Source organism: Streptosporangium sp. NPDC006930 (assembly GCF_040635605.1).
Lineage (GTDB): Bacteria > Actinomycetota > Actinomycetes > Streptosporangiales > Streptosporangiaceae > Streptosporangium.
The window spans coordinates 333,045-347,793 of sequence record NZ_JBEYID010000002.1; the positions used below are offsets into that span (position 1 = coordinate 333,045).

At 67.6% G+C, this 14,749-nt stretch carries 18 protein-coding genes; 2 read left to right on the forward strand and 16 right to left on the reverse strand.

Translation table 11 applies throughout. The features are described 5' to 3' along the window. Position 1: 1 nt before the first annotated feature. Both ABZ664_RS04720 and ABZ664_RS04725 read left to right on the forward strand, forming a co-directional pair. Positions 2-940: a hypothetical protein gene (locus tag ABZ664_RS04720; protein ID WP_362503000.1), complete on the forward strand. Its 939-nt coding sequence runs from the start codon at positions 2-4 to the stop codon at positions 938-940. A 94-nt stretch (positions 941-1,034) separates the two neighbouring features. Then, positions 1,035-3,542 (forward strand): hypothetical protein, encoded by a 2,508-nt coding sequence (locus ABZ664_RS04725; RefSeq protein WP_362503003.1) that lies wholly within the window; start codon positions 1,035-1,037, stop codon positions 3,540-3,542. Here ABZ664_RS04725 and truA read toward each other — a convergent pair. The 16 genes from truA to rpsE all read right to left on the reverse strand — a co-directional run bounded on the left by truA (position 3,532) and on the right by rpsE (position 14,678). Then, positions 3,532-4,419 (reverse strand): tRNA pseudouridine(38-40) synthase TruA, encoded by an 888-nt coding sequence (truA, locus tag ABZ664_RS04730; RefSeq protein WP_362503006.1) that lies wholly within the window; start codon positions 4,417-4,419, stop codon positions 3,532-3,534. The two genes, ABZ664_RS04725 and truA, sit on opposite strands and share 11 nt — an antisense overlap. Positions 4,420-4,752: 333 nt before the next feature. After that, complete coding sequence (gene rplQ, locus ABZ664_RS04735) at positions 4,753-5,307, reverse strand: 50S ribosomal protein L17 (RefSeq protein ID WP_362503009.1); 555 nt, start codon at positions 5,305-5,307, stop codon at positions 4,753-4,755. 152 nt (positions 5,308-5,459) lie between these two features. Next, positions 5,460-6,476 carry a DNA-directed RNA polymerase subunit alpha gene (locus tag ABZ664_RS04740; protein WP_089210160.1) on the reverse strand — a complete coding sequence of 339 codons (1,017 nt, stop codon included), beginning with the start codon at positions 6,474-6,476 and terminating at the stop codon, positions 5,460-5,462. A 100-nt stretch (positions 6,477-6,576) separates the two neighbouring features. After that, complete coding sequence (gene rpsD, locus ABZ664_RS04745; RefSeq protein WP_350943285.1) at positions 6,577-7,203, reverse strand: 30S ribosomal protein S4; 627 nt, start codon at positions 7,201-7,203, stop codon at positions 6,577-6,579. 20 nt (positions 7,204-7,223) lie between these two features. After that, positions 7,224-7,628, reverse strand: a complete 405-nt coding sequence (rpsK, locus tag ABZ664_RS04750; protein ID WP_012887860.1) for a 30S ribosomal protein S11 — start codon at positions 7,626-7,628, stop codon at positions 7,224-7,226. 45 nt (positions 7,629-7,673) lie between these two features. Then, positions 7,674-8,054: a 30S ribosomal protein S13 gene (rpsM, locus tag ABZ664_RS04755; RefSeq protein WP_306859572.1), complete on the reverse strand. Its 381-nt coding sequence runs from the start codon at positions 8,052-8,054 to the stop codon at positions 7,674-7,676. A gap of 210 nt (positions 8,055-8,264) precedes the next feature. After that, the gene (rpmJ, locus tag ABZ664_RS04760; protein WP_003956441.1) at positions 8,265-8,378 is read right to left on the reverse strand and encodes a 50S ribosomal protein L36; all 114 of its coding nucleotides are present in this window, start codon (positions 8,376-8,378) and stop codon (positions 8,265-8,267) included. A gap of 25 nt (positions 8,379-8,403) precedes the next feature. Beyond that, on the reverse strand, positions 8,404-8,625 hold the full coding sequence (gene infA, locus ABZ664_RS04765) for a translation initiation factor IF-1 (RefSeq protein ID WP_012887858.1): 222 nt from the start codon (positions 8,623-8,625) through the stop codon (positions 8,404-8,406). 596 nt (positions 8,626-9,221) lie between these two features. Then, positions 9,222-9,701, reverse strand: coding sequence for a hypothetical protein (locus ABZ664_RS04770; protein ID WP_362503017.1), 480 nt, complete (start codon positions 9,699-9,701; stop codon positions 9,222-9,224). 111 nt (positions 9,702-9,812) lie between these two features. Next, entirely contained in the window at positions 9,813-10,259 is a 447-nt protein-coding gene (locus tag ABZ664_RS04775) for a DUF1707 domain-containing protein (RefSeq protein ID WP_362503020.1), read from the reverse strand. 32 nt (positions 10,260-10,291) lie between these two features. Then, the gene (gene map / locus ABZ664_RS04780) at positions 10,292-11,110 is read right to left on the reverse strand and encodes a type I methionyl aminopeptidase (RefSeq protein ID WP_362503023.1); all 819 of its coding nucleotides are present in this window, start codon (positions 11,108-11,110) and stop codon (positions 10,292-10,294) included. A gap of 142 nt (positions 11,111-11,252) precedes the next feature. Further along, positions 11,253-11,903 carry an adenylate kinase gene (locus tag ABZ664_RS04785; RefSeq protein WP_362503026.1) on the reverse strand — a complete coding sequence of 217 codons (651 nt, stop codon included), beginning with the start codon at positions 11,901-11,903 and terminating at the stop codon, positions 11,253-11,255. Beyond that, positions 11,903-13,222 carry a preprotein translocase subunit SecY gene (secY, locus tag ABZ664_RS04790; RefSeq protein ID WP_350943279.1) on the reverse strand — a complete coding sequence of 440 codons (1,320 nt, stop codon included), beginning with the start codon at positions 13,220-13,222 and terminating at the stop codon, positions 11,903-11,905. The genes ABZ664_RS04785 and secY overlap by 1 nt, the downstream gene beginning before the upstream one ends. A gap of 179 nt (positions 13,223-13,401) precedes the next feature. Further along, positions 13,402-13,857, reverse strand: coding sequence for a 50S ribosomal protein L15 (gene rplO / locus ABZ664_RS04795; protein WP_362503029.1), 456 nt, complete (start codon positions 13,855-13,857; stop codon positions 13,402-13,404). 2 nt (positions 13,858-13,859) lie between these two features. After that, positions 13,860-14,042: a 50S ribosomal protein L30 gene (gene rpmD, locus ABZ664_RS04800; protein ID WP_012887849.1), complete on the reverse strand. Its 183-nt coding sequence runs from the start codon at positions 14,040-14,042 to the stop codon at positions 13,860-13,862. Between the two features lie 3 nt (positions 14,043-14,045). Then, positions 14,046-14,678 carry a 30S ribosomal protein S5 gene (gene rpsE, locus ABZ664_RS04805; protein WP_329089955.1) on the reverse strand — a complete coding sequence of 211 codons (633 nt, stop codon included), beginning with the start codon at positions 14,676-14,678 and terminating at the stop codon, positions 14,046-14,048. Positions 14,679-14,749: the final 71 nt, after the last annotated feature.

A 14,749-nucleotide genomic window follows, 5' to 3' on the forward strand; every position in this document is an offset into this window, starting at 1 on the left:
CATGGGTTTTCCCGTGGAGCCGCCGCGCCGCCAGCCTTACAACCGGCCTGACGCGTCGCCGCCCGCACAGGGCCAGCACTGGTTCGACGCCTCGCCGAACAACCGCCCCCCCGACCCTCCTTCCCCGGCCCCACAGGTCCCCCGACCGCAGGGACTGCCCACCGAGGCGCCCAATGAGCGGCCTCGCAAGGAGATGTGGAGCCCGTACGACGAGGGGCCCCGCTCACGCCGCCCGATCTACATCGCGGCCGGGGCGTTCGCGGCGCTGGTCGCCGCGGGCATCGGCCTCGCCGTGCTGGCCAACTCCGACCCCGACCCGGTGCCCGGCGCGACGGAGCCCACCGCCGCGGCCCCCCTCATCCCGCCCGCGAACACCGCGAAGGGCAAGTTCGGCTTCGCCTCCTCCCGCGCCAGCGACCCGCACCCTCTCACCCTGAACGAGGTGTTCAAGAACAAGAAGATACGGATCGGCGGGCAGACCTACCTGATGACCACGCGCAGGACCGACAAGAAGTGCGACAAGGCTGTGGTCGGGGAGAAGCTCCAGAAGGCCCTCACCTCGGCGCGGTGCAACCAGCTCCTGCGCGCCAGCTTCCGCGACGCCTCGGGGAAGATCATCGGCACCGTGGGAGTCGCCAACCTCAAGACGTCGGCGGGAGCGTCCAAGGTCGTCTCGGCGAGCACCGGCAAGGAGCGGGAGGAATACATCAAACCGCTGCCAGGTAAGGATAAGGTCACCAAACTTCTCGGCACCGGCGAGGCATTCGTCGGCGAATGGCGCCACGGGCACTACGTGGTAATGGTCTGGTTCCAGTACAAAGACGGCCATATGCCAAAGAAAACCGAGGTCAAGAAGCTGAACCAGGCGGCCTTCGGCGCGGCGGACGCGACCGTCACTCCCGCCCTGGAGTCACGGACACTGACCGGAAAACGTCCCTGACCATGGGGTCATATCCCCACTTCGAGGTATGAGTCCGACAGACGATACGGCCATACTCGCATGACGATCTCCGGCTGTCGCTAGGCTGCGTCGTATGCGTGGGCAGGAATCCGGGTCCGAGCACCAACGTGAAGCCGAGGGTTCGGCGACACCGGCGACGCCGCCGCCGAGTTTCGGCCAGCCCTCGCCCCACGTGCTGCGGACCGATCTCACAGACGACGAGCAACCCCCCGGCCCTTCCGCGTGGCCGGAGACGGCCCCGGGTGCGGCTCAGCCGTGGACGGTCCCCGGCGACGGCGCCCCCTACGACTGGTACGCCCAGCCGGAGGACGATCCGCCCGCCCCCTGGTCCGGCCCCTCGCACCCCGCGCCCCAGCCGGGACCGCTCTCCTACCCGGAACCTTCCGGCCCCCCGCGGCCCGAGTTCTCCTCCGACTCCGCGGGCCCCACCAGGCCCGAGTTCCCAGCCGGCCCCCCGCGGGACCCCCGGCCGGATCTCCCTGGCCCGCCGCCCGGCTTCCCCTCCGGCCCGCCGCCCGGGTTCCTCCGGGATCCCTCGCAGGACCCCCGGCCGAAGTTCTCCCGCGACCCCTCGGGCCCGCAGCCCGGGTTCCTCCCGGGGCACCCACAGGCATCGGAATCTCTTCCCCGCGATCCCTCCGGACCGCTGGGATCGCCCTCCGGCCCCTCGCAGGCCCCCCGGCCCGAGTTCTCCCACGATCCTTCGGGTCCGCGCCCCGAGTTCCCCGCCGGTTCCTCGGGTCCCCGGCCGGAGTTCCCCCCCGGCTCCTCGGGCCCAACCTGGTCCGAGTTCTCCCGGCCGGAACCGGCCCCTCCGGCGTGGATCAACTCCCCCACCCCGCCGGAACCCTCACCTCCCGCCTGGCCCACCCCGGAGAACCCGAACGTCTCACCGCGGCCCGGTGGGACGCACGAGGGCGAGCGCCACGAGCACGGGGGGTCCTCGCCACGGGGCGACCAGCCGCTGTCCACCCCGCCCATCGTGCCGGGGGCACCGCCCTGGCAGCCGCCGCCCGCCTTCACGGCAGCGGCCGCGGGCATGCAGGTCTGGCCCTCCTCAGGTCAAGAGGCCCCCTGGCCCGCCGCGACCGGCGAGCCGGTGTGGACCGACCCCGAGGAGAGCACCGCTCGCCCGGGAGAGCCCGGTGACATCGCCGTCTGGCCGCCGGACGCCACTCCCCCACAGGAGTCGGACGAGAGCGACGACACCACGGCGGACGTCCGCGCCGCCGTGGCCGGCGTGCCTGGACACCCCGAGGAGGGAGACCTCCTCGCCTCCGGCCCTCTCCCCCCGGCTCGGCAGAATCCTCAGCAGAGTCCGCCCCACCAGGAGCCTGCCCAGCAGGCCCTCGCGCAGCCCTCTCCCGGACAGGCCTCCCACCAGGCCTCCGCGCCCGCACCGGCCGCCGGTCCACGAGACGAGAACCCTCCCGCCCCGTCCGGTTCTGTTTCGTCAGGTCTCACCCTGTCCGGTCCCGCTCCGTCCGGTCCCGCTCCGGGGGCTCCATCCCCCATGGCCGCGCCCACCTCCGCGTCCATGACCCAGCCCTTCACACGCCAGGAACCGGAGCCGATCTCACAGGTGCCCGCGCCTCCCTTCGGACAGGACACCCGCGACCGGACACCGTCCGAGGCCGCGCAGCTCTTCCCCCTGTCGGACCACACCCCACCGGGCGGCATCCCCGTCGTGACCGGCATCGCCCCCTCGTTCCCCGTTCTCCCGCCCCCGCCGGTGACCTCCTCACCGGCGGGCGAGACCGCGACGCTCCCCGAGGGCGGACCGGCGACGATGCGTGGGGCGTTCACCCCTCTCTCGGAGTTCACCCCCGAACCACCGCCCTCTCCCCCCGAGCCGACCCGCAGCAGGGCCAGTACGACCCTGCTCGCCGCCGTCGTCGCGGTCGTGGTGGTCGGCATCGGCACCGGGGCCTTCTTCGCCTACCAGTCGTTCAGCGCCAAGCAGTCGGCGAACGCGACGGATCCGATTCCCAGGTCGGGGACCCTCGACCCCACCGACGACCTGGACATCACCGGCGAGCCGGAACCGATCAACACCACGATGCTCAACTCCGAGAAGACCGACCCCGGCACGATGACCGTGGCCGACGCCTTCGGCCAGAAGGTGTCCGTGGCAGGGACGACGTTCAAGCGGGTCAAGACCGACGTCACCGAGCAGTGCCAGAAGGCCGCGTCCGGCAGGTTCGCCGGCACCCTGCGCAACCAGGACTGCCGCCGCGTGCTACGGGCGACGTACGTGGACAGCAAACGGAAGTACGCCGTGACCACGGGTATCGCCGTGCTTCCCACCCGCGAGTCCGCGGTGGCGGCCGACAAGGCCAAGGATCTGGACAGCAACCTCTGGTTCCGCGGCCTTCCCTCCGCCGCCGGCACGGGAGGCGAGCGGGTGCACATCGCGGGCGGCTACGCGGCAGGGATGGTGTGGGGCCGCTACATCGTGTTCAGCTACGCCACCTTCAGCGACGGCCACACGCCGACCGCCAAGGAGAAGTCCCTGGGCAAGGTGAGCGGCGCCTTCCGCGACCAGACCGCGAAGGTCGTGGAGCGCCGCGTCACGAACTGATCGTCCGCACCCGGCGGGTCTCCGCGGCCCGCCGGGCGAGCTCGCCCGCGGCGGGGTAGCGTACCTCCTCCAGGCAGAGCCCGTGCGCGGGTGCGACGTGCACCCCCGAGTCCCGTACGGCCCGCGACAGCACCTCCCCCGGCCAGTCGACCGGGAGCCGGCCCTCACCGACGGGCAGCAGCGATCCGACGAGTGCCCGGACCATGGAGTGGCAGAACGCGTCGGCCATCACCGTCGCCACGACGAGGCCGTCCTCACGAACCCAGTCGAGCCGCTTGAGCTCCCGGATCGTGGTCGCCCCCTCGCGTCTCCTGCAGAACGCGGCGAAGTCGTGCTCGCCCAGGAGAGCGGCGGCGGCCGCGTTCAACCTGTCCACGTCGAGGGGCCTGTTGTACCAGACGACCTCGCGGCGGCGGAGCGGGTCGACACCTCCCGGGGCGTCGGAGACCCGGTAGGCGTAGCGCCTCGACAGCGCCGAGAACCGCGCGTCGAAGCCCTCAGGAGCCACCGTGACGTGATGAACACGGACATCGGAGGGCAGGACTCCGGCGAGTCTCCTGCGCATGGCAGAGAGCCTCTCGCCGAGCTCCCCCTCGGATCCCGGCTCGAGGCCCCCGCCCGCGGCTACCCCTCGGCGCCCACGGCCGTCCAGCGCGCCGAGCACGCCGGGATCCAGGTCGACATGGGCCACCTGACCGCGGGCGTGCACGCCGGCGTCGGTCCGCCCGGCCACGGTCAGCGCCGGAGGCTCGGGAAGCCGCAGGATCCTGCCGAGCGCCCCCTCGATCTCCCCCTGGACCGTACGCCGCCCGGGCTGCTTGGCCCAGCCGGAGAAGTCGGTGCCCTCGTAGGCGAGATCCAGCCTCAGCCGTACCACGATGGTTCCCCATGAGACTTGGCGAGCCGCCATCCGGCGGGCTCGGGAGTGTTGACGTGCTCTTCGGCGTGAACGACTTCGTTACCCGATCGCCGCGGGTCGCCGGTTATCCGGCATCGGACCATCAGGTCGCGGGAATCGAAGCCGAAACGGGGGCGGAGTCGTGAATGCCGAGCGTTCCGCCCCCGCCCTCGCCACCGCCGCGACGGACGGGAAAGACCCGGCGCTCACCGGCGCCGCGACCCTTCGCGGCGCCGGCGCTCGCGACAGACGGAAAAGGGCCCGGCGCTCCCTGTGGAGGGAGTGCCGGGCCCTTTCACGGGGCCTGAGAGATCAGGCGTTGTCCTTCTTGGCCTCGGTCTCCTCGGCGGGAGCCTCGGTCGTCTCCTCGGAGGCCTTCGTCTCCTCGGTGGTCTCCGCCTTGGGCTCGTCGGCCTTGGTCTCCTCGACCTCGGCCTCCTTGGCCTCTTCCGCCTTGGGCTCGGCGGCCTTGGCGGCGGCCGGGGTCCGGCTGGTCGTGACCTTGTTCAGCGGCTCGGACACCAGCTCGATCACGGCCATGGGGGCGGCGTCGCCCTTGCGGAGGCCGATCTTGGTGATCCGGGTGTAGCCACCGGGACGCTCGGCGAAGGTCGGGGCGATCTCGGTGAAGAGGTGGTGGACGACACCCTTGTCCCTGACGATCGTCAGCACCTGGCGACGGTTGTGCATGTCGCCCTTCTTCGCCTTGGTGATCAGCTTCTCCGCCACCGGACGCAGACGCTTCGCCTTGGCCTCGGTGGTCTTGATCCGGCCGTGCTGGAACAGCTGGGTGGCGAGGTTCGCCAGGATCAGCCGCTCGTGGGCCGGGCTGCCGCCGAGACGGGCACCCTTGGTGGGCCTAGGCATAACGTTCTCCTTGGGAGTAAACCCGCCCCGGCCGTACGAGGTACCGGGGTCGGGCCGAGGGCCGCAAGGCCCTCGTCATCGTGAAACGCGGCGACACCCGGGGTGACGCGGGGCCACCCGGTGTCGAGGAACGCCGTGAGGCGCCCCTGAACTCAGTACTGCTCGGTCTCGACGTAGGCGCTGTCGTCGTCGTCGTAGCCGCCGCCGGCCACCGCACTCGGGTCGAACCCGGGCGGGGAGTCCTTGAGCGCCAGCGTCATCTCGTGCAGCTTCTGCTTGACCTCTTCGATGGACTTGGCGCCGAAATTCCTTATATCGAGAAGGTCCTGCTCGCTGCGGGCCACGAGCTCACCCACGGTGTGGATGCCCTCGCGCTTGAGGCAGTTGTAGGAGCGAACCGTGAGGTTCAGCTCCTCGATCGGCAGCGCGAGGTCGGCGGCGAGGGCCGCGTCCGTCGGCGACGGGCCGATGTCGATGCCCTCGGCCTCGACGTTCAGCTCGCGGGCGAGACCGAACAGCTCGACGAGGGTCTTACCGGCGGAGGCCACCGCGTCGCGGGGCTTCATGCACGGCTTGGTCTCGACGTCCAGGATCAGACGGTCGAAGTCGGTGCGCTGCTCGACTCGGGTCGCCTCGACCTTGTAGGTGACCTTGAGCACCGGGGAGTAGATGGAGTCGATCGGGATGCGACCGATCTCCTGGCCCGGCTGCTTGTTCTGCGCGGCGGAGACGTAGCCGCGACCGCGCTCGACGGTCAGCTCCATCTCCAGCTTCGCCTTGCCGTTCAGGGTGGCGATGCGCAGCTCGGGGTTGTGCACCTCGACACCGGCCGGGGGCGCGATGTCGGCGGCGGTGACGTCACCGGGGCCCTGCTTGCGCAGGTACATCACCACGGGCTCGTCGTGCTCGGAGGAGACGACCAGGTCCTTGAGGTTCAGGATGATGTCGGTGACATCCTCCTTGACGCCCGGCACGGTGGTGAACTCGTGCAGCACGCCCTCGATGCGGATGCTGGTCACGGCCGCGCCCGGGATGGACGACAGCAGCGTGCGACGCAGCGAGTTGCCGATGGTGTAACCGAAACCCGGCTCCAGCGGCTCGATGATGAACTTGGACCGGGTCTCCTCAAGGGATTCCTCAAGGAGGGAGGGACGCTGAGCGATCAGCATGTGAAATCTCCCTTGCATGGCGGCGCCCGCTATTTGACGCCGCTCGAACAACAGCATAGGTGCCGTGCGGCGATTCGCCGCACGGCACCGGCAGGAGCCGCTACTTGGAGTAGAGCTCGACGATCAACTGCTCCTGGACCTGGGTGTCGATCTGCTGACGGACCGGGAGCTGGTGGACCAGGACGCGCAGCGCGTCCGGGATGACGCCGAGCCACGCCGGGTACGTCTTGTCACCGGCGGTGGCGCGGGCCACCTCGTAGGGCAGGAGGTTGCGCGACTTCTCGCGGACCTCGACGATGTCGTGCTCGCGCACCCGGTACGACGGGATGTCGACCTTCTTGCCGTTCACCAGGATGTGTCCGTGACGGACCTGCTGGCGGGCGGCGTCGCGCGACTCCGCGAAACCGGCGCGGTAGACCACGTTGTCGAGACGGCTCTCCAGGATCTGGAGGAGGTTCTCGCCGGTCTTGCCGGTCTTGCGGTTGGCTTCCTCGTAGTAGTTGTGGAACTGCTTCTCGAGGACGCCGTAAATGCGGCGGGTCTTCTGCTTCTCACGAAGCTGGAGCTGGTACTCAGACTCCTTGGGACGGCCGCGGCCGTGCTCACCCGGCGGGTAAGGACGGATCTCGATGGGGCACTTCGCGGACTCGCACTTCTTGCCCTTGAGGAAGAGCTTGGTCTTCTCCCTGCGGCAGAGCTTGCAGTCCGCACCCGTGTAACGAGCCATTTTCTATCTTCTCCTGGGCGTCAGACGCGGCGGCGCTTGGGCGGACGGCAGCCGTTGTGCGGCACGGGGGTGACGTCCTGGATGGACCCGACCTCGAGCCCGGTCGCCTGAAGCGAGCGGATCGCGGTCTCACGGCCGGAGCCGGGGCCCTTGACGAAGACGTCGACCTTGCGCATGCCGTGCTCCATGGCGCGGCGGGCGGCGTTCTCCGCGGCCATCTGCGCCGCGAACGGGGTGGACTTACGGGAGCCCTTGAACCCGACGTGGCCGGCACTGGCCCAGGAGATCACGTTCCCACTCGGGTCGGTGATCGAAACGATCGTGTTGTTGAACGTGCTCTTGATGTGGGCGTGCCCGTGAGCGACGTTCTTCTTTTCCTTGCGGCGCACCTTCTTGGGTGCACCCTGGCGGCTCTTAGGAGGCATTCTTTGCCTTCACTCCTGAGGTCTTCGGTCCTGCGGCTACGCGGACTACTTCTTACCGGGCTTCTTCTTGCCGGCCACGGTCTTCTTCTTGCCCTTACGGGTGCGCGCGTTGGTCTGCGTACGCTGACCGTGCACGGGAAGGCCACGGCGGTGCCGAATGCCCTGGTAGCACTGAATCTCGATCTTGCGACGGATGTCGGCCTGAACTTCGCGACGGAGGTCACCCTCGATCTTGAAGTTGGCCTCGATGTAGTCGCGCAGCGGCACCAGCTCTTCGTCGGTCAGCTGGTGAACCCGCAGGTCGCCGTTGACGCCGGTGGCCTTGAGGGTTTCGAGCGCACGAGTGCGGCCGATTCCGAAAATGTAGGTGAGAGCGATCTCCAGCCGCTTGTCGCGGGGGAGGTCTACACCAACCAGGCGAGCCATGGTCGGGCATTCTCCTTCGTTATGGCGGAGGTCCTGCGCCTCACTTCCCCTCCCCATGCCCGGGGTGAGGGCCCCGGCCTCCGACCGGGGGTCTCCTGCGGGGTACGGCGTGAGCCGCCTGCGCAGGTGTGAGACGCGATTACGTGAAAACCCCACATGAATCGAGCCCGCCTCTTGGAGCGGACTCTCACGGGGCCTTGTTTGGAGCGACTATCCCTGACGCTGCTTGTGGCGCAGGTTGTCGCAGATCACCATGACGCGACCGTGCCGGCGAATCACCTTGCACTTGTCACAGATCTTCTTGACGCTCGGCTTGACCTTCATAGTCCTATTCGTCCCTCAGACGCGCTTACTTGTATCGGTAGACGATCCGCCCACGACTGAGGTCGTAGGGGCTCAGTTCGACGACAACCCTGTCGTCAGGAAGGATTCGGATGTAGTGCATCCGCATCCGCCCGCTGATGTGGGCCAGGACCTTATGGCCGTTATCGAGCTGCACCCGGAACATCGCGTTCGGGAGCGACTCAACCACAGTGCCCTCGATCTCGATGGCGCCGTCTTTCTTGGCCATGTCCCTCGCGTTTCACTGATCGGTCGTCTGAGGCTTCGGAACACTAAGCAGCCGCGACCCAGCGCTTCGATGAGAGCGGCGGTTGCGACACCGCCGATGCGCAATGGTCATAGTGAACCGAAAAAGGAGTGTACGGCACCGAGCGAGGAAATGCGAAACACACGGCCGGTGCCTTGACACAACTGCTACGAAGGATACCGCAGATCCTGAGCGGGCTGGACGGCACGACTCGACACGCGAACACTCGCGCCCTCATTGTGGCACGTCCGACCAGGTCAGGCCAGCATCCCGGCGGCCGGACCGAGCCGAGCGGCCCAACATCCCGGCGGCCGAGCCGTGTAGACCCGGTCGGCATCCCGGTGGCCGGACCGTGCGGGCGACACGGGAAGGCCCCCGGCGACGCCGCGCCGGGGGCCCGTTCGGCCAACCTTGTCGATCAACGTTCCTCGACCGGTCTTCCTTGATCGAGGCTTCTCGGTCGACGCTCCTCGGTCACGTCCCGCTGAAAGGCCCCCCGCCCTCACCGGGCGCCCCCGAGGACCGCCTCCGCGGAAGGCCCCCGAGGACCGCTTCCGCGAAAGGCGCCGCAAGACGCCTCAGAAGGCGTCACCCCAGCGGCCGCAGTCGTCGAACTTGTTGCCGCCCTCGCAGACCCTGATCTTGAAATCGTCGAAGCCGCTGCTCTTCTTGAACCCACCGAACTTGGTGAAACCGGAGCGGCCGAAGGTGCTGAACACCTTGGTGTGCGAGCCGAACCTGTCGTGCCACTTGAACCACACGTAGCTGCGCTCACGGTCACGGTCACGGTCGAACAGGTCGCCGTAGAACCAGTAGCGGCCGCCGCTGCTGGTCCAGTAGCCCTTGAAGTAGGAGCGCCTGCCGAAGCTCTCGCCACCGCCGAAACCCGAGTAGTACGGACCGAAGAAGTGCTTGCTCGACGCCTGGGTCTCCTGGGCCGCGACGGCGGACCCCGCGGAGGCCTGCGTGGCGGCCGTCGCAGACGGGGCGGCGACCACACCCGCGGCCAGCGAACCTGCCAGCGCCGCTCCGACCAGGGCTGTACGGATCTTGCTCATTGGATCTTCCTCCTGCGAACCGGGGTCCTGTCGTTCGGACACCGCTCACGTTAGGAAGATTCAACGCCACCTTCTGTGGAGGAATGCACACTCAACGCCCAGAGTGCACTATTACCGCTTCCTGTCCTGCCCCAGGCCACCGGCGATCGTCGCCACCAGCAACACCACACCCCACGGGCCCATCACCCACAGGGGCCACGGGTAGGGGAAGTCTCCGGTCGTCCCGATGATGAGCCAGATCACCCAGTTGATACCGCTCGCCGTCGCCCAGACGGCCCAGGCCTCCGCCATGCCCTTGCCCTGCTTGTCCTTCCCCTCGGTCGCCTTGGTGCGCTCAGGGGCGCGTGAGGGGACCTCGGGGAGCCGACGCAGATCGACGTCGGGAAGGTCGGAGGTGAGGACGGCGAGTTCGCCGTACGTCTTGCTCGTGTAGAGCTGCTCAAGACGCTCGTCGAACTCCTCCGTGGTCAGGCGGCCCTGCGCGTAGTGCTCCCTCAGGACCGATGCGACCTTGTCACGATCTCCGTCGGAGGCTCGCATCTCCGGACCAGCCGCCATCTCCACCCCATCCGCTCGCCGACGGGCCAAAACTAGCCCGCATTTCCCAACAGGTCGGCAAGCCGCTCTTTCCCCCCGTCAAGGGCGGTCAATACCCAAGGACCATTATGTGTCACGGCGACGCTGTGTTCGAAGTGCGCGGAGACCTTCCCGTCGATCGTGACCACGGTCCAGTCGTCGGCCAGCACCTTGGTCCGGTCCGTCCCGAGGTTCACCATCGGCTCGACGGCGAAGCACATGCCGGGCTCGAACTTCGGGCCCCGGCCCGGCTTGCCGTGGTTGGCCACCCACGGGTCCATGTGCATCTCGGTGCCGATGCCGTGACCGCCGTACTCCTGCGGGATGCCGTAGCGCCCCTGGGAGCGGATGTACTTCTCCACCTCGTGCCCGATGTCGGACAGGTGACGGCCCACGGTGAGCGCGGCGATCCCCCGCCACATGGCCTCCTCGGTGACCCTCATCAGCTCGGTCAGCTTGGGATCGACCTCGCCGACCGGGACCGTGATGGCCGAGTCGCCGTGCCAGCCGTCCAGGATGGCTCCGCAGTCGATCGAGATGATGTCGCCCTCCTGCAGCGGACGGCGGTCACTCGGGATGCCGTGGACGACCTCGTGGTTGACCGAGGCGCAGATCGTCGCGGGAAATCCCTGGTAGCCCTTGAAGGAGGGGATCGCCCCCTCGTCCCTGATCGCCTTCTCCGCGATCGCGTCGAGGTCCAGGGGTGTCATACCCGGTCGGACGCTCTCCCTGAGCAACTGCAGGGTACGGCCGACCACGAGGCCTGCCGCCCGCATCTTGTCCACCTGCTCGGGCGTCTTCATCTGGATTCCGTGCTTGTTCTTCTTGAACACCTGCGCACCCCCTGGGGCGGTTCAACGGGCGGTCCGGGACCCCAATTCCCCCGATTCTGCCCTAAATGACAGCACACCACCCATGGGAAACCCATGGGTGGTGTGCACCGTGTCGTCGTCTGGCCGGCCAGCGAAGGGGTCGCTAGCCGATGAAGGGCCTCAGGGCCTCCATCGCACGCTGGGTGATCTCTTCCACCGGCCCCGTGGCGTCGACTCCGACCAGGATGCCCTCGTCGGCGTAGAAGGAGACCAGGGGCGCCGTCTGCTCCTGGTAGACCTCCAGGCGGTGCCTGACGGTCTCCTCCTTGTCGTCGTCCCGCTGGTACAGCCGGCCTTCACAGGCGTCGCAGATGTCGTCCTTCTTGTCATCGAAGTCGACGTGCCAGATGCGGCCGCACTGGCTGCAGGTCCGGCGGCCCGCGAGCCTGCGGACGACCTCCTCGTCGTCGACCACGAGCTCCAGGACGATGTCCAGACCGGCCTGGAACTCGGCGAGGATCTTCTTCAGGATCTCGGCCTGGGGCACGTTCCTGGGGAAGCCGTCGAGCAGGAAACCGTCCTGCGCGTCGTTCTCGGCGAGGCGGTCGCGGACCATCGCGATGGTGACCTCGTCGGGCACGAGGTCACCGCGGTCCATGTATTCCTTGGCAAGCTTGCCGAGCTCCGTGCCGCCCGAGACGTTGGCGCGGAAAATGTCACCTGTCGAAATCTTCGGGATCGACAGGTTCGATGCGACGAACTGGGCCTGTGTCCCCTTACCCGCTCCGGGGGGCCCGACCAGGACGAGGCGCACTACTTCAGGAAGCCTTCATAATTACGCTGCTGCAACTGGCTCTCGATCTGCTTCACGGTGTCGAGGCCGACACCAACCATGATCAGAATGCTCGTTCCTCCGAACGGGAAGTTCTGACTCGCACCGACGAGCGCCAGCGCGACGATCGGCACCATGGAGATCAGGCCCAGATACAGCGCGCCTGGAGCGGTGAGTCGCGTGAGCACGTAGTTCAAGTACTCAGCCGTCGGGCGACCCGGGCGGATGCCCGGGATGAACCCACCGTACTTCTTCATGTTGTCGGCGACTTCAACGGGGTTGAAGGTAATCGACACGTAGAAGTACGTGAAGAAGACGATAAGCAGGAAGAAGGTGATCATGTACGTCGGGGTGGTCCCGCCACCGCCGAACTCCTGCGAGATCCACTGGATGATCGGGTGCGGCTCTTCCTGGGTGTTCGAGAAGAGCGTGGTGATCAGCTGCGGAAGGTAGAGCAGCGAGGAGGCGAAGATGACCGGGATGATGCCGGCCTGGTTGACCTTGAGCGGGATGTAGGTCGACGTCCCGCCGTACATTCTGCGGCCGACCATGCGCTTGGCGTACTGCACCGGGATCCGGCGCTGTGCCTGCTCCACCATCACGACCAAGGCGATCATCGCGATACCGACCACGATGACCACGCCGAAGACGAAGCCACCCTTCTGGCGGGCGATGTTCAGCAGCTCGGACGGGAAGACCGCGATGACCTGCGTGAAGATCAGGATGGACATGCCGTTGCCGATACCGCGATCGGTGATGAGCTCGCCCAGCCACATGACGACGGCGGTGCCGGCGGTCATGGTCAGCACCATCGTGACGATGGCGAAGACGTTGTCCTTGTCGAGGAGGATCTCCTCACGGCACTGCGGGAACAGCTGGCCGCTGCGGGCGAGTGCCACGAAGGCGGTCGACTGCAGGACCGCCAGGCCGACCGTGAGGTAGCGGGTGTACTGCGTGATCTTGGTCTGCCCGGACTGTCCCTCCTTCTTGAGGGCTTCCAGTCGCGGAATGACCACGACGAGCAGCTGAAGAATGATGCTCGCGGTGATGTACGGCATGATGCCGAGGGCGAAGACTGAAAGTTTCAGAAGGGCGCCGCCGCTGAACAGCTGCACCATTCCGTAGATGTTGCCCGCGTCCCCCGCTTGCGCCTGGGTGAGACAACGGCTGATGTTCTCGGTATGCACACCCGGAGTCGGCAGGACCGACCCAAGTCGGAACAGCGCAATGATGCCCAAAGTGAAGAGCAGCTTCTTACGCAGGTCCGGCGTACGGAACGCTCGGGTAAATGCGGTCAGCACGGTCCCTCCTGCGCGCCTGAAAGGCGAGGTCGGTCAGCGATGGTGCGGGGGTGTTCCATCTTTGCCATATCCAGTCAATGAGCCCAAGGAAATGAGTCGAGGCCCACTGTCCAGCGAACTCTAACGCACTACGGGCGCGGGAGCCCATTACGAGCCCCCGCGCCGCGTGATGATAACGCCTACAGCTCGGAGACGGAGCCCCCGGCCGCGGCGATCTTGTCCTTGGCGCTGGCCGAGAAGGCATGCGCCTCCACGTTCAACGCCACGGAGATGTCACCGGTTCCCAGAACCTTGACGAGTTGGTTCTTGCGAACCGCGCCCTTCGCGACGAGCGTGTCGACGGTGACGTCGCCCCCCTCGGGGAACAGCTCGCCGAGCTTGTCAAGGTTGACGACCTGGTAGGTCGTCTTGAACAGGGCGTTGGAGAAACCCTTGAACTTGGGCAGGCGCCGCTGCAGCGGAACCTGGCCACCCTCGAAACCGAGGGGGACCTTGTTCCTGGCCCTCGTGCCCTTGGTGCCACGACCCGCGGTCTTGCCCTTGGACGCCTCGCCGCGGCCCTTGCGGACCTTCGACTTGTTGGCGCCGGGAGCCGGACGCAGGTGGTGGATGCGGAGCGGAGTGTTCTCTGCCATGTCTAGTCGACCTCTTCCACGGTGACGAGGTGCGTCACCACGGTGACCATGCCGCGGATCTCCGGGCGGTCCTCCTTGACGACGACATCGCCGATTCGCTTCAGACCGAGCGAGCGCAGCGAGTCACGCTGGTTCTGCTTGCCACCGATCTTGGAACGGACCTGGGTAATCTTCAGGCGTGCCATGGACTAGCTCACCGCCTTCGCGGCCGCGGCCTCCGCGAGGCCCTCGGCGCGAGCCTTGAGCATCCTCTTGGGGGCGACGTCCTCGATCGGGAGGCCACGGCGGGCCGCGATCTCCTCGGGGCGGCTGAGGCCCTTCAGGGCCGCCACGGTGGCATGCACGATGTTGATCGGGTTGTCCGAGCCGAGCGACTTGGACAGCACGTCGTGAATGCCGGCGCACTCCAGCACGGCGCGCACCGGGCCACCGGCGATGACGCCGGTACCGGGCGAGGCCGGACGCAGGAAGACGACGCCCGCGGCCTCCTCACCCTGCACGATGTGCGGGATGGTGCCCTGGATACGGGGCACCTTGAAGAAGTGCTTCTTGGCCTCTTCGACACCCTTGGCGATCGCCGCGGGCACCTCCTTGGCCTTGCCGTAGCCGACACCGACCATGCCGTTACCGTCACCGACGATGACGAGGGCGGTGAAGCTGAAGCGACGACCACCCTTCACGACCTTGGCCACTCGGTTGATCTTCACAACGCGCTCGATGTACGAGACGCCCTTGTCAGCGTTTCCACCGCGGCGATCGTCACGACGACCGTCACGCCGCTCGCCACCGGCGGCGCCACCGCGACGCGGAGCTCCGGCCATTAGTGGTTCCTCTTCTCATTCGTAAGACGGGCCATCGGGTGCGATCCTGGATTGCGATCCTGGGACGGAGT

Bases quoted from the DNA above. Each gene is read 5' to 3' on its own strand.
- ABZ664_RS04720 (WP_362503000.1), top strand. From the start codon at position 2: ATGGGTTTTCCCGTGGAGCCGCCGCGCCGCCAGCCTTACAACCGGCCT.
- ABZ664_RS04725 (WP_362503003.1), top strand. From the start codon at position 1,035: ATGCGTGGGCAGGAATCCGGGTCCGAGCACCAACGTGAAGCCGAGGGT.
- rplQ (WP_362503009.1), bottom strand. From the start codon at position 5,307: ATGCCTAGGCCCACCAAGGGTGCCCGTCTCGGCGGCAGCCCGGCCCAC.
- ABZ664_RS04740 (WP_089210160.1), bottom strand. From the start codon at position 6,476: ATGCTGATCGCTCAGCGTCCCTCCCTCCTTGAGGAATCCCTTGAGGAG.
- rpsD (WP_350943285.1), bottom strand. From the start codon at position 7,203: ATGGCTCGTTACACGGGTGCGGACTGCAAGCTCTGCCGCAGGGAGAAG.
- rpsK (WP_012887860.1), bottom strand. From the start codon at position 7,628: ATGCCTCCTAAGAGCCGCCAGGGTGCACCCAAGAAGGTGCGCCGCAAG.
- rpsM (WP_306859572.1), bottom strand. From the start codon at position 8,054: ATGGCTCGCCTGGTTGGTGTAGACCTCCCCCGCGACAAGCGGCTGGAG.
- rpmJ (WP_003956441.1), bottom strand. From the start codon at position 8,378: ATGAAGGTCAAGCCGAGCGTCAAGAAGATCTGTGACAAGTGCAAGGTG.
- infA (WP_012887858.1), bottom strand. From the start codon at position 8,625: ATGGCCAAGAAAGACGGCGCCATCGAGATCGAGGGCACTGTGGTTGAG.
- ABZ664_RS04770 (WP_362503017.1), bottom strand. From the start codon at position 9,701: ATGAGCAAGATCCGTACAGCCCTGGTCGGAGCGGCGCTGGCAGGTTCG.
- ABZ664_RS04775 (WP_362503020.1), bottom strand. From the start codon at position 10,259: ATGGCGGCTGGTCCGGAGATGCGAGCCTCCGACGGAGATCGTGACAAG.
- rplO (WP_362503029.1), bottom strand. From the start codon at position 13,857: ATGGCAGAGAACACTCCGCTCCGCATCCACCACCTGCGTCCGGCTCCC.
- rpmD (WP_012887849.1), bottom strand. From the start codon at position 14,042: ATGGCACGCCTGAAGATTACCCAGGTCCGTTCCAAGATCGGTGGCAAG.
- rpsE (WP_329089955.1), bottom strand. From the start codon at position 14,678: ATGGCCGGAGCTCCGCGTCGCGGTGGCGCCGCCGGTGGCGAGCGGCGT.